Origin of the sequence: Pseudoramibacter alactolyticus ATCC 23263, from assembly GCF_000185505.1 — a bacterium.
Taxonomy (GTDB): Bacteria; Bacillota; Clostridia; order Eubacteriales; family Eubacteriaceae; genus Pseudoramibacter; species Pseudoramibacter alactolyticus.
In genome coordinates this window covers 1,348,608-1,362,073 of sequence record NZ_GL622359.1, presented here as the reverse complement: position 1 = coordinate 1,362,073, position 13,466 = coordinate 1,348,608, and the positions used below count along the sequence as shown (strand labels likewise).

11 protein-coding genes are annotated in these 13,466 nt (G+C 50.3%); all 11 read left to right on the top strand.

From position 1 onward, the window contains the following. Positions 1–2 precede the first annotated feature (2 nt). The 11 genes from HMPREF0721_RS06480 to HMPREF0721_RS06430 all read left to right on the top strand — a co-directional run bounded on the left by HMPREF0721_RS06480 (position 3) and on the right by HMPREF0721_RS06430 (position 13,432). A complete protein-coding gene (locus HMPREF0721_RS06480) occupies positions 3–1,748 on the top strand; it encodes an ABC transporter ATP-binding protein (protein WP_006598849.1) in 1,746 nt (581 codons plus the stop codon). Then, on the top strand, positions 1,745–3,478 hold the full coding sequence (locus tag HMPREF0721_RS12420) for an ABC transporter ATP-binding protein (protein ID WP_006598848.1): 1,734 nt from the start codon (positions 1,745–1,747) through the stop codon (positions 3,476–3,478). Before HMPREF0721_RS06480 ends, HMPREF0721_RS12420 begins: the two co-directional genes overlap by 4 nt. Before the next feature lie 195 nt (positions 3,479–3,673). Continuing rightward, a complete protein-coding gene (locus HMPREF0721_RS06470; protein WP_006598847.1) occupies positions 3,674–6,325 on the top strand; it encodes an amino acid adenylation domain-containing protein in 2,652 nt (883 codons plus the stop codon). 6 nt (positions 6,326–6,331) lie between these two features. Continuing rightward, positions 6,332–7,369 (top strand): saccharopine dehydrogenase NADP-binding domain-containing protein, encoded by a 1,038-nt coding sequence (locus HMPREF0721_RS06465; RefSeq protein WP_006598846.1) that lies wholly within the window; start codon positions 6,332–6,334, stop codon positions 7,367–7,369. Then, on the top strand, positions 7,366–8,475 hold the full coding sequence (locus HMPREF0721_RS06460; RefSeq protein WP_006598845.1) for a Gfo/Idh/MocA family oxidoreductase: 1,110 nt from the start codon (positions 7,366–7,368) through the stop codon (positions 8,473–8,475). The genes HMPREF0721_RS06465 and HMPREF0721_RS06460 overlap by 4 nt, the downstream gene beginning before the upstream one ends. After that, positions 8,472–8,972: a TubC N-terminal docking domain-related protein gene (locus tag HMPREF0721_RS06455; RefSeq protein WP_006598844.1), complete on the top strand. Its 501-nt coding sequence runs from the start codon at positions 8,472–8,474 to the stop codon at positions 8,970–8,972. Before HMPREF0721_RS06460 ends, HMPREF0721_RS06455 begins: the two co-directional genes overlap by 4 nt. Positions 8,973–9,023: 51 nt before the next feature. Then, complete coding sequence (locus HMPREF0721_RS06450; RefSeq protein ID WP_207635241.1) at positions 9,024–9,458, top strand: condensation domain-containing protein; 435 nt, start codon at positions 9,024–9,026, stop codon at positions 9,456–9,458. 64 nt (positions 9,459–9,522) lie between these two features. Continuing rightward, positions 9,523–10,170: a condensation domain-containing protein gene (locus HMPREF0721_RS06445; RefSeq protein WP_006598842.1), complete on the top strand. Its 648-nt coding sequence runs from the start codon at positions 9,523–9,525 to the stop codon at positions 10,168–10,170. After that, positions 10,116–12,296, top strand: coding sequence for a non-ribosomal peptide synthetase (locus HMPREF0721_RS06440; RefSeq protein WP_083798152.1), 2,181 nt, complete (start codon positions 10,116–10,118; stop codon positions 12,294–12,296). The genes HMPREF0721_RS06445 and HMPREF0721_RS06440 overlap by 55 nt, the downstream gene beginning before the upstream one ends. 30 nt (positions 12,297–12,326) lie before the next feature. After that, positions 12,327–13,010, top strand: coding sequence for a class I adenylate-forming enzyme family protein (locus tag HMPREF0721_RS06435; RefSeq protein WP_006598840.1), 684 nt, complete (start codon positions 12,327–12,329; stop codon positions 13,008–13,010). Then, positions 13,010–13,432, top strand: coding sequence for an AMP-binding protein (locus tag HMPREF0721_RS06430; RefSeq protein ID WP_006598839.1), 423 nt, complete (start codon positions 13,010–13,012; stop codon positions 13,430–13,432). Before HMPREF0721_RS06435 ends, HMPREF0721_RS06430 begins: the two co-directional genes overlap by 1 nt. Positions 13,433–13,466 lie beyond the last annotated feature (34 nt).

Sequence of the window (13,466 nt, the reverse complement as noted above, 5' to 3'; positions counted from 1 at the left end):
CTATGAATCAAAAGAAATCAGGTTCATTTTTTAGTGATCTAAAGGAGTTTATCGTACCGTACAGAACGGGGTATGCCATGTCCGTGATCATCAGCATGACGGGCGTTCTCTGCAACATGCTGTCCTATGCGACGGTGGGCAAGATTGCTGGCGAAATTTTTGCCGGGGAGAAAGAGCTGTCGAACGTAATCGCGATGGTGATGGCCGCTGCGATTCTCAAAATACTTTACGGCATATTGATCAACGTATCCACATGGGTATCGCACGGTGCGGCTTTTAAGACCCTGAAAGATATTCGGTTTGCACTGAGCGATAAAATGTTGAAGCTCCCTTTGGGTTACTTTGAAGAAAACGGCACAGGCCGTCTGAAGACGACGCTGGTAGACCGTGTTGAATCAGTGGAGAAGACTCTTGCGCATCTGCTCCCCGAGATGACGGCCAATATCCTCATACCGGCGGCGATGATCATCTGGTCTTTCGTCATTGACTGGCGGGTCACGCTTTGTATGCTGATCTGGTTCGCTCTCGGACTCGCGCTTTCAGGCGGAATGATGAAGGATTATGAGGAACGTTTCAAAAGCTACACGAACGCTGAAAAAAATATGAATCAGGCCATTGTCGAGTATGTGGGCGGCATTGAAGTGATCAAGAACTTCAACCGAACAGCGTCGTCTTTCCGCAGATTGGAAGACGCTGTTATCGAGCATAGGAAAAACAGCCTGAGCTGGCAGAAGGATACGCTGCTTTATTCAACTTTAACGCTTTCTGTAGCGCCTTTTTCGGTCTTTCCCGTACTTGTCTCGGGTTTTCTCTTTGTCAGCGACGGCAGCCTTGAACTTTCCTCGCTGTTTCTGCTTATACTGCTTGCGCTGGGCGTGTTTTCTCCTGTTTACAAGGCCGTGAGCTATATGGATTCCTTCGCGTCGATGGGAACGGTAGCGCAGGAGATCCGCGAAATACTTGACAGTAAGGAACTTGTCAGAGGGGGTGAAAAAATATCGGGGGCTCCCGATATCAGGCTCGAGCACGTGAGCTTTTCCTACTCGGAAGAGAGCCCCGCGGCGTTAAACGATGTTTCGTTTCATGTGCAATCGGGTACCATGCTTGCCCTGGTCGGCGCTTCGGGAAGCGGTAAATCCACGATCGCAAAGCTGATGGTGGGATACTGGGACAAGCAGGCCGGCCGGATCGATATCGGCGGCAGGGACATCAATGAATACGCCCAGGATGAACTCAATAAGCTCATCGCCTATGTGGATCAGGAAACATTTCTCTACAACACTTCGATTATGGAAAATATTCGTGTGGGCAGAAGAGATGCGACCGATGAAGAGATCATTGAAGCCGCAAAGGCTGCGGGCTGCGATGATTTCATACGGGCGCTGCCGGAGGGGTATCAGACCCAGGCGGGAATGGCAGGAGAGATGCTGTCGGGCGGTGAACGTCAGAGAATAGCCATCATCAGGGCCATGGTCAAGAATGCGCCCATTATGATTATGGACGAAGCCACCTCAAGCGCCGACCCCGAAAATGAAGCTGCCATACAGCAGGCCATGTCTGTTTCCACAAAAGGGAAAACGCTTATCGTTGTTGCCCATCGGCTTAATACTATCGTTCATGCGGATCAAATCGCGGTGATTGATAAGGGCTGTGTAATCGCCCGGGGTACGCACAAGGAACTGCTGAACAACGTTCCTGAATACAGAAAAATGTGGGAAATGTCGGGCAATGGGGAGGCAGTAAAATGATAAGATCACTGAAAAAAATATTCAATTTTTGCGGCGACAATAAGAAGACTTTTCTTAAGTCGCTCATCTTCACGCTGCTGAAGCATTGTTTTGGCATCATACAGATCTGCGGCATTATTATCCTGATGGATGCCCTGATGAACGACGCCCCTAAGGACATAACGATCATAAAACTTGCGACGCTGACCCTGATCTGTATGATCGGTTCGTTTGCGACGGCCTATGCCGAACAGGTGGCCATTCTGACAACGGATTTCAAAATGGTGGAGGATAAGCGTATCGGTATTGGCAACATTCTTAAAAGGGTGCCGCTTGGTATTTTCAGCGGCAACAAAGCGGAAAATATCAGCGCAACGCTTACGTCAACGCTTTCTTCGGTTGAACTTTCTGCCGCTTATACAATATCCGGCATACTTGGGGGTTTTATTTCCACCGCCGTGACCCTGACGATGCTGGTTTTCTACGATTTGCGGATTGCCGGCATCGCTTCGGCGGGCATGCTGGCTTATTATGGCGTCATCAGCTGGCAGATGCGCGTTTCAAAGAAAAACGTACCTGCACAGCACGAAGCGATGAACCGGCTGATTCGTGCGACGATTACTTTTGTGCAGGGCATAAAGGTGACCAAGGCCTTTAATGTTCAGGATGGCGATAAATCAATAAGGGAAGGGATTGAAGCTTCCTGTAAAGCCAATCGCCGGCTGACCGATGTGGCTATGCCGTCGCAGTTTGCCGGAAATATCTGCATCGCCCTTTTCGAGATATTGATAATCATTGCAGATCTTCTGCTTTATATGAAATTTGGCAGTATATCTGTAGATAAAGCGATTGTGATTCTCGTCATCAGTTTTTTTGTCTTCTCTTCAATGAATCAGGCAGGGATAAGCCTTTCCATGATCGGCCTTCTTGAAACCGCCATTGACGAAGTGAATGAGCTGGAGAATACCGAACAACTGGCAATCATGCAGCCGGAGGGGCACATGAAAGATCAGGAAATTGTCTTCAGAGATATGCACTTCTCCTATGACGATAATGAAGTTCTCCACGATATCAATCTTGACATAAAGCCGCATACCACAACGGCGATCATCGGACCTTCGGGTTCGGGCAAATCAACGCTGTGTCAGCTGATTGCAAGATTTTGGAACGTGGATTCCGGCAGCATCTCAATCGGCGGAACGGATATCAGGCATATTGACGATACCGAGCTGATGGCCAATATAAGCATGGTGTTTCAGAAAGTCTACCTTTTTGAAGATACCATCGAAAACAATATCCGGATAGGCCGGCCGGATGCTTCCCATGAAGAAATCGTTGCAGCCGCGACGGCGGCAAGTTGTGATGAGTTTATCTCGCAACTGCCCGAGGGATACGATACCGTGGTCGCCGAAGGAGGCGGGAGCCTCTCGGGGGGTGAAAAGCAAAGGATCTCCATTGCAAGAGCCATGCTTAAAGATGCTCCTATCGTCATCCTTGACGAAGCAACCAATGCTCTCGATGCGGAAAACGAAAAGTCGGTGATTGAAGCGGTCAGCAGACTTACCAGAAACAAGACGGTCATTATGATCGCCCACCGCATGAAGACGGTTCGCAGTGCCGACAAGATCCTGGCATTGGAAAAAGGCAGAATCGTTCAGGAGGGCGCCCACGAGCAGCTCATAAAAGAAAGCGGACTTTACAGAAGGTTCATCTCGAACCGTGAAAAAGCAAGAGAGTGGACGATAAGATAAACAGGGCGGCCCGCATGAATAATACGAGCCGCCGCAGAATCTGGTACGAGAGCGCCGTATCAGATGCGGTTGGCGGTCGCTGGCCATCATAGAGGTATAGGAATGGGAAACGCATATAGGAAATGGCAAAGATAGGAAAATAGGACAGATAAAGCGATCGCAGAAAAGCCCCTGCACGAAAGCTTTCTGGAAAACGTGAAGAGATATCAAGATAAGACGGCGCTGGTATGGAACGATGAAAAAAGATCGTATCAGCAGATTTACAGCAGGGCCTGCGCTTTTGCAGAGGCCCTGGCGGCAAAGGGTGTCCGAAAAGGCGACAGGGTGGCGATCAGCCTGCCGAGAAGTATCGATATGGTCTGCGCCGTTCTTGGCGTGCTGCTGACAGGGGGTGTTTATGTTCCCCTAAATCATGCGCAGCCTGCAGAGCGCAGGCAAAATATATATAAAAAAGCGGATATTAGATGTTGCATCACCGCCAAAGGCACTGCCGCAGCGGAAAACAACGGGGCGGCGTTAATCCTTGCGGAAGAGATATCGGAAATTGCAGAAAAATTCATCCCGGCGGAGGTATCCGCAGAAAATACGGCTTATATCATTTTTACTTCAGGCTCAACGGGCGAACCGAAGGGGGTTGAGATTGCCCATGGCGCCGCATGGAACACAATCGAGGATGTAATGGATCGTCTGGGCATAGATGAAAGCGACTGTTGTTTGAATGTTTCGTCACTGGATTTTGACCTGAGTGTTTTTGATCTTTTCGCGATGCTGTCCTGCGGCGGCAGAATCATCCTTCTTTCTGATGACAGTTATAAGGATCCCGCAGCGTGGAAGAAGCTTATTGCGGCTGAGGATGTCACGCTCTGGAATAGTGCTCCCGCGCTGTTTGAGATGTTCATGCAGTCTCTTGAGCAGACAGATGATATACATTCTTTGAGGAATGTGCTGCTGTCCGGGGATTATGTTATGCCAGAGCTGTTTTCCATGCTCAAAGAGCATAATGCGGCCTGCAGGCTCATTGCTCTGGGCGGTGCCACCGAGGCGGCAATCTGGTCAAATTGCTATGTTGTTAACGGAGGGGAAGATCCCAACACCAATATCCCCTATGGCAAGCCCCTGGCAAATCAGCAGTTCCGCATCATTAAAGACGGAAAAGACGCAGAGCAGGGGCAGACAGGCGAGCTGTGGATCGGCGGAAAGGGTCTTGCGAAGGGTTATACCGGGGATCCTGAAAAAACGGCGGCTGCTTTTGTTTATGACGAGGACGGAAAGCGTTGGTACAGAACAGGCGATATGGGCTATTACCGCGGTGACGGAAATATCATTTTTCTCGGCAGGTTGGATAATCAGGTCAAGGTCAACGGCTTCCGGATTGAGCTGGGGGAGATCGAGCATCAGCTCAACGGCCTCGATGGTATCCGGAGGGCAGTTGCTCTGGCGGACAAACGAAATGGAAGAAAGAAGATCTGCGCAGCCATGGAACCTGTTCTTCTGCAGTCGGCGGAAGAGGCCGTATCCACAGGTTTTGAGGTCAAAGAGGGAACAGCTTTTGACGGTGTTATTTTCCGTTTTATGAAAGAAGTAGCTGAAACGGTCTTTGAAGAAAATATCACGGATGAAATGAAACCCGTTATGGCGCTTTGGAAGAAAAAGCTTGCCGGTATGCCTCCTTTTCCGGAGACGGACCCGCAGGCGGAGAATTTTGGCTCTGCTCTTGCGGAAAAGAAAGCGCTTATGGCTGATATTTTTACCGGAAGGCGTCAGCCCATTGAACTGCTGAGTGATGAAATGCTTGCTCCTGAGAAGCTTATGGCCATGCTTGACCTTGATGACGATCTTGAGAATATGGCTGAATTGATCGCGGCGAGTAAAAAGAGCGACGTGATCGCATTTGTCTCCGGCAGAGAAGGCATACTCGCGGCAAAACTGATTGAGAAGCTGAAGGAAAAAACCGCTATCCGCAGGATTCTTTATTTTGAGAATGGCATGGGCATCCTTGCGGCGGCCAGGAAAAAGCTGGAGGACTGCGGAATCGAGACGGTTTATATCAACACGGACGGCAGTTTCCTGAGCGGAGATTTTGCGGCTTGTGCAGACAGCGTGATTTCCTTGAACGGACTGCATCTCTTTACGAACATCGGCGCAGGACTTGACTGGCTGAAGCTGCTGATGAAACGCGACAGCAGGCTGTTCATGACCGAGCCGGCTTATCTTTCCGCGGCAGGATATATTTCTTCGGCGGTGGTGGAACGGGGCTTTTCGAGATACACCGATAGACGCAAGGGGCTTTGCAAGCTCATGCTGCTCCCTGACGAGTGGAAGCGCGAGTTGACCGCGGCAGGGTTCAGCGACATAAAAGTTTCTCTTTGTAAATGCACAGAGATGTTTATGTACAGCGGCAGTTTTAGCGGAAAGGAACTGAAAAATTCAAACGAACTGAAAGCGTCCTGCGCCGACAAGCTTGTTTATTATATGGTGCCGGACAGCTTTGTCTATTGTTTGTCATTTCCCCTTACGGCAAATGGAAAGATAGACCGCGGCGCGTTAACGGCGATGTTCAGTCATGCATCCCCCCGCAGAAGGACACCCCCTGTCGGAGAGACTGCAAAAGCGCTGGCGAACATCTGGAAAGAGATACTTGGCATCGGTGAGGTTTATCAAGAAGACAATTTTTTTGAAACAGGTGGAGACAGTCTGCTCTCCACAAGACTCATATCGGCCATAAAGGCAAGGTTCTCTGTCGAATGCAGTATGAAAGAGATATTCGACACGCCGGTTCTTTCCGATATGGCGGAGGTCGTCGCTTCAAAGAACAGAGATGATGAATTTGAAGAGGGAGAATTATAAAGGGTAATGATGATAGGAATAATAGGAGCGAGCGGAAAAATAGGCTCCGAAATAATAAAGACACTGAACGTTAAGGCGCCTCAGGAACAGCTTAGATGCGGCTATCATTCAAACAGAAGAAGCGACGGCAATCAGTGGGTCTGTGTGGACATCGACGACAGGAATGATATCAAGGCGTTTATGGAAGGCTGCGCGCTCGTGATCAATACCGCCGGCCCATCTGAACGCTATAGCCAAAAGGTGATGGAAGCGGCGTTGGAATGCGGGGTTTCACTGATAGATGTGGGACACAGCCGCTGTTATGCGAAGACAACCCGGTTGAATAAGGGGCAAAGGATGATTTATGCCTGCGGCGCGGTGCCGGGGATTATCGGTTTTATTCCAAGAAAACTGGCGGAAGATTTTGATCATATTTATTCTCTGAATGTTAATATCGCCCTTCGGGAAATGCTTACCCTGACGGCTGCCAGGGATTTGGTAACCGCATCACAGCTTCCCGACGGAAAAGCGTCGGGGATAAAAGCAAAGACCGAGAATATCCCGCTGATCGGGGATGAGGTTTACCGTTATCAGTTCAGCGACGAGGAAAGCGCGGCCATCGATACGCTTCTTCATGTAAGAAGCAGCTCCTGGTATATGGTCAGAGACACCGACGATTACGAGAAACTTTTCAGCAGCACCTATAAGGACAAGGATGAAATGGCTGAAAGACTTTGCCGTCTTTACCGGATCTCAATGGCCGGCAGGGAGGATTACCTGAAATTCGTTATCGAAATGGAAGGGATGAAAGATAACCGCCCTAAAACCGTATCCGCATATTTGAACGGCATCTCTGGCTCCGTGGTGTCGGGCAGAGTCGCTGCGGCAGCGGCACTCGCGCTGCTGCGGGGAGAGATTGCCGAGAATGTTCCCGTCAGACTGGCAATGCTGCAAAACGATGAAAAAATTTGGGAATATGTCGAAAAGACCGAAGCGTTCAGATTGTTTGAGGTCTATCCCTATTCACTGGCGGCCATGTCCGAAGAGGAGTCGGGGGAGATATGAGCGGCAGGAAACGGAAAGTCGCCGTATGCGGAACGGGCTTCGGCATCTTCTATGCCGAAGCCGCAAAGCGCAGCGTAGAGCTTGAGCTTTCCGCCATTGTGGCAAGGGGCAGCGTGCGTTCCGTGAAATGCGCCGAAAAGTACGGCGTTCCTCTTTATACCGGGGTTGACGAGCTGCCGGATGACATCGATATGGTATGTGTCGTCATCAGGAGCAGCATGCTTGGCGGACGGGGCACAGATATGGCACTGCAATGCCTTCAAAGAGGTATGAGCGTTATTCTTGAGCAACCTGTTCATCATGAAGATCTGAAAAAACTTTTCAAGGAAGCGCTGAAAAACAGATGCGCGTATATGACGGGAAATCTCTATGCGAATCTCAAAGAGGTCAGGCGTTTTCTCCAGGTGTCCGAAAAACTGGTTGCCGCCGGCAGCAAACTTTTGTATATCCGCTGCGGAAGCAGCGTGCAGGCCTTCTATCCCTTTGTTGAAATCCTGGGACGGCTGACCGACGGCGGAAGGCCCGAAATTCTTTTGGCGGATCAGCAGCGGGGGTGTTTCAAGCGGGTCATGGGCGAGATCGGCGGCATTCCTTTCTCATTCCAGTTTAACAACGATATGAACCCCAGGGATCCGGATAATCATATGCAAATCCTTCACACGTTTTCCTGCTGCTATGATTCCGGCAGGCTGGAGCTGGTTGATTCTCGGGGGCCGCTTATCTGGTATCCCCGCTTGAATATACCCTGGCATGTTTTTGACAACGGTGGTTTTCCCGGGACGCCCGAAGGCTACCCCGAGCACGTGAGAAAATCGAATGTCATCATGCTTACCCCCGATCAGTCGGAATTTGAAAAACCATATTATATATCGCTGGAAAATGATTGGGTCAGCAGTATAGCCATCGACCTTGAAAAACTGAAAAGCATGAAAGACGACCGCCGCGCTTTGATGAGCAAGGCGCAGCAGGAGCAGAAATACGCAAAGATCTGGAATGATCTTTCAAAGCAGTTCGGTTATGCACTGTTAAACGAAACATTGGAACAGTCGCCGATCCTTGCGCTTAATCTTAAACAAGAGGCATTGCTGCCGGAGGAAAGAAAATGAACAAGATAAATCCCATTGCCCAAAAGCTCTCGGCGCTCAGGGGAAAGAATATACGTTTGTGGACGGAGGCGGGCAAGCTTAAATTCAAAGCCGCCGCAGGTGCGCTGACCTCTGAGGATAAGGCTTTCCTGAAAGAAAACAAGGAGGCGGTCATCGACTGCCTGTTAAATGATGTGATCAGGATTGAGCACGATGAAGAACATCAGTACGATCCTTTTGCCCTGACGGAAATACAGCAGGCCTATGTTCTTGGCAGAAACAAGGCCTTTGAATACGGCGGAACCGCCTGTCATATCTATCTTGAATATGCGTATGACGAGCTTGATCCTGTTAAGGCGCAGGCGGCCTGGAACAGGCTGATCAGGCGCCACCCCATGCTTCGGGTTACGATGGATACCGATGGTTATCAGCAGGTGGCCGAGACGGTCCCTGAATTTCAGGTTAAAGTCTTCGATCTGCGCGACAGAAGCGAAGAGGAGATTGCCGACGGCCGCTGAGATATCAAGCTTGCCATGGACCACCGTGTTTATGACACGAGGCGCTGGCCCATGTATGCTGTTGCGATCAGCAGGGAGAGCGGCGATATCATGCATTTCTCGATGGAATTCGCCGTTGCCGACTGGACCAGTATCTGGCATCTGCTCTATGAATTTGAACAGATTTATTTTCACCCTGAGAAGGAGCTGAAACAGCCGGGCATCACGTTCAGGGATTATCTGATCGCACATAAAAAGCTCTGCCGTGGGAGCGGGTTCTTTCGCGACAGAGAATATTGGCTTAAGCGGATCGACACCCTTCCGAAAGCCCCGGAGCTGCCGGTAAACAAAAGCATTGTAACTGAAAATGTCAGGTTCTCCCGTGAGAATATAAAGCTTTTAAAACCGCAATGGGATCACTTTTGTGAAATCGCCAGGAGCCTTGGTGTGACGTCTTCAACGGCTGTCATGACCGCCTATTGTTCTTGCCCGGTGGAGCAGAAATAAGTCGTTCTGTTTGAATCTGAGCATTCTGAACAGACTGCCTTTGCACGAGGAGGTCAATGATATCGTGGGTGATTTTACTGCCGGCAGTCTCCTGGAAATGAATATGGATCAAGGCGGCTCTTTTCTTGATATGGCGCTCAGAACAAATCGCAGACTTTTTGACGATTTGGATCACAGGCTTTTTACAGGCGTGAATGTTCTTCGCGAGCTTCAAAAGAAAAACGGCGGCAAGGGCAGTCTGATGCCCTATGTGTTCACGGGCGCCATCGGTCTGATACCCGCGGAGCGCAGCGCTCTCGTCGGACGCATGACATCAAACGGAATCAGCCAGACCGCGCAGGTTTTTATGGATTGTCAGGCGATGGATTCCGCTGAGGGTCTGAACATCAATCTCGATACAAGAGACGGTGTGTTTAAGGAAAATGTCGTCAGAGACATAAGCTTTGCCCTAAAAAGGCTTCTTGCAGAACTTTCCTCCGATAAAGAGCGTTGGACCGAACCTGGCTTTGAGATACCCCTGCCGGCCTATCAGCGGGCAAAACGCAGTGAAGCAAACAGCACGCAGAAAAAGCAACCCCGATATCTTCTCCACGAAAGCGTTCTCGGCGCGATAAAAACGGCACCCGAAGCGCTCGCGGTGGCGGATGCACAGGCGGAGTGGAGCGGTGCCGGGCTCTTTATGAGCAGATCTGTAGAATCGCGGCGGCTTTGAAAGAGAATGGGACTGAAAAGGGGGACCGTGTGGTTATCGCGCTGCCCAAATCAAGGTGGCAGCTCGCCGCCTGCCTGGCTGTGCTTTCACTCGGCGCTGCGTATGTTCCTGTCGACGTGGGCTACGGCGAAAAACGCTGTGAGAAGATTCTTGACAAGGTCAATGAAAGCTGTGTTTTGTGTCATTCCGAGTACAGGATCGCCGTTTCGGGTGAGCACAGGATCATTCGCGTCGATAAGCTTGAAAATGATATTCGCAGTCTGCCTGAAACAAAGATGTCCGACAGCGACACGGCGTATATCATCTTCACCTCAGGGTCCACCGGCGAACCGAAGGGCGTTGAGATCAGCCATCGCGCGGCGGTGAACACCATCGAAGCGGTAAATGATTTGTACGGAGTTAATCATAACGACAGAATATTCGGCATTTCGCAGCTTAATTTCGATCTGTCGGTTTATGACATGTTCGGCGTTATTGCAAGAGGCGGTGCAGTTGTTATTCCCGATCATGAGCAGTATAAGAATCCTGCGCACTGGGCTGAGATGATGCGTCGCTACAATGTGACAATTTGGAACACGGTGCCTGCTTTGATGCAGATGCTGGTGATCTATAAGCAGTATAACGAGTCTGCCGTTTTAAGCCCGCTGCGACTGGCCATGCTTTCAGGGGATTGGATACCTGTCGATCTGCCCGATGAAATCAAAAGAATCTTTGCGGGCATAAAAGTCGTCAGCCTGGGCGGCGCGACCGAAGGCGGCATCTGGTCGATCTATCATGAGTATGCGCCCGCGGACAGAGCGCTTTCCAGCATTCCCTACGGAAAGCTGCTTCCGAATCAGGGCTTTATGATCAAAGACGAGCTGATGCAGGATTGTCCTGATTTTGTTCGAGGGGAGCTTTATATCAGTGGCGACAGCCTTGCCGAGGGATATTACGGTGAAAAAGAGTCGACTGAAAAGGCGTTTATCGTTCATAAGGGCATAAGCATGTATAAAACAGGTGACACAGGCTGCTATCACCCTGACGGTAATATTGAGTTCATGGGCAGAAACGACGATCAGGTAAAGCTTCGCGGACACAGAATCGAGCTTGGAGAAGTGGAAACCGTTATGAAGAAAGTCTTCGGGCTTGAAAATATTAGCTGCCTGATTCATGGCAGCGCCAATGACAAAAAGCTTTCCGCTGTCGTCGTATCGAAGACGGATATAAGTGAGGGCGAAGCCGCAGTTAGACTGGCGCCATGGCTGCCCGATTATATGATTCCTACCGTTATTGTCAGAGCGGATCATATCCCCTTGACCGCAAACGGTAAGATCGACAATAAAGCCGTCCGTATTCTTGTAGATAAACACATTGAAAGAAACGGCAGTCTGTCTTCGGACCATGAGGATCTGAGCGAAACAGAGAAAAAAGTCGGCCTGATTATCTGCGATGCATTGGATATATCTTCGATCGCTCCCGACAGGGATCTGTATGAAGAGGGCGCAAACTCTCTGGTTCTCGCAAGGGCAGCAGGCAGGCTGCGTTCAAATATCAATCCGCAGATAACCTTTGATGATTATCTTGTGCATTTGCTCAATACCCCGAATGTCAGGGCAGTATCTGCGTTCATAGACAATTTCGGCAAAGATGCGGGGGGAGCAAAGGCCGAAAGCACGGCAGGCCGTTCGGTAAGGTATCAAAAAAACGGTTCGGACAAGTTGAATATCATTTTCACGGAAGCTGTTCCGACGGACATGATGAGTCGGCTTGAAAGTACTGATGACGACCTTGCTTTGGCCGGGCGCGATGCCGATGTGAAGGAACTTTTGGCGAAAGCAAAGAAGTACGGCGCGGTTTCGCTCGGTGCTTATGACAGCAGTCTTAAAGAAATACTTGAGCTGGCTTCGTCGTTGGTGGAAAAAGGGGTGATACCGGAACATGTCAATATATTGGAGTCCGAAACGGAAAGTGATGCGGACTTCAGTTCAATGTACGCCGGGGATATTCGCTTCGGTTTGACGGTGTCGGATATCAGTGAAGCGGATGAGATAAAAAATATCATGGAAGAGCTCTGTATGGGGGATGTGACGGTGACCGGGTGCCATGACGACGCGGCCGCGGCAGACTTCATGCTGGATAAATAGATAAATAAGACCTTCAAAGGAGTAATCATAATGGATCAGAAAGAAACGCTGACCGCAAGATTCAGACGTTTTTCGGAGAGTGAAATGTCTTCAAAGACGGCGCTGATAAGTTTTGACGGAAACGGCTGCGAACAGCGCCTGACCTACAAGGCATTTTATGACAGTATCATGCGGGCCGGTGCGTACCTCAGGGAAAACGGTCTTGCGGGAAAAGGCAGTCGCTGTCTTGTGGTATCCGACGACGATATGCTCCGCGTGATTGTATTGTTCTTCGCTGTGACGGCGGCAGGCGCGGCGGCAGTGCCGGTTCAGGCGGATGTGGTCGCGGATAAGTTCAACAGATGCAAATATATTGCCGAGAATTCAGGGGCGGATACCATTCTCGCCGAAAGTTCCTGTGAGGATATGAGAAGGCTTTTCCCGGACAAACAAGTGGTGAAGATGAGCGACTGCCTGTCCTATCGGCCGAAAAGGGAGCCTGAGTTTTGCGATTCTCCCGGGGACGAGTTTATGCTGCTGTATACCTCGGGCTCGACAGGTGAGCCGAAGGCGGTTATCTACACTCATGCGATGATCGGCAGTTTCGCGGAACTTTACAGTAAAAAATTCCACCGTGATCCGAGTTCCGCGGCCATCGTTGCTTTGCCAATTCACCATGCTTTCGGCAACGGCTGCACCTTTTCCCCCAGTTGTGGGGCGGCGGACCTTCCATAGTGGTCAGGCCCGATACGTTTATAAATGACCCGAAGAAATGGTTTGAACTTGTGACGAAATATAAAGTCACCCATATGGCGACTCTGAATTACACGCTTTCCGTCCTGTCGGATTTGATGGAAAGATCCCCCGGCGATGTCGCCGGCAGCGATCTCAGTTCGCTCAGAGCCCTGACGATAGGCGGCGAGTATATTCAGGCAGACACTGTCAGCAGATTTGCTTCCCTTGCCAAACCTCACGGCTTTGATCCGCGCTGTTTCAGTGTCTGTTACGGAATGACCGAACTGATGATCCTCGCGAACACACCCTATTTTTCAGGCCTGAAAAAAAGCCGACGCGGCTCAAAGGGACAGCGAGTACCGGACCCGGGATATATTCTGCGCAGGAGAGGTCACAGGCGGCCGGAAGGTTTTCTGCCTTGATGACAACGATCTGCCCGTGCCGAACGGCAGCATC

What these genes read in the sequence shown, in the direction of transcription:
- HMPREF0721_RS06450 (WP_207635241.1), top strand. Translation starts at nt 9,024, where the DNA reads ATGTATGCTGTTGCGATCAGCAGGGAGAGCGGCGATATCATGCATTTC.
- HMPREF0721_RS06435 (WP_006598840.1), top strand. Translation starts at nt 12,327, where the DNA reads ATGGATCAGAAAGAAACGCTGACCGCAAGATTCAGACGTTTTTCGGAG.
- HMPREF0721_RS12420 (WP_006598848.1), top strand. Translation starts at nt 1,745, where the DNA reads ATGATAAGATCACTGAAAAAAATATTCAATTTTTGCGGCGACAATAAG.
- HMPREF0721_RS06460 (WP_006598845.1), top strand. Translation starts at nt 7,366, where the DNA reads ATGAGCGGCAGGAAACGGAAAGTCGCCGTATGCGGAACGGGCTTCGGC.
- HMPREF0721_RS06465 (WP_006598846.1), top strand. Translation starts at nt 6,332, where the DNA reads ATGATGATAGGAATAATAGGAGCGAGCGGAAAAATAGGCTCCGAAATA.
- HMPREF0721_RS06455 (WP_006598844.1), top strand. Translation starts at nt 8,472, where the DNA reads ATGAACAAGATAAATCCCATTGCCCAAAAGCTCTCGGCGCTCAGGGGA.
- HMPREF0721_RS06480 (WP_006598849.1), top strand. Translation starts at nt 3, where the DNA reads ATGAATCAAAAGAAATCAGGTTCATTTTTTAGTGATCTAAAGGAGTTT.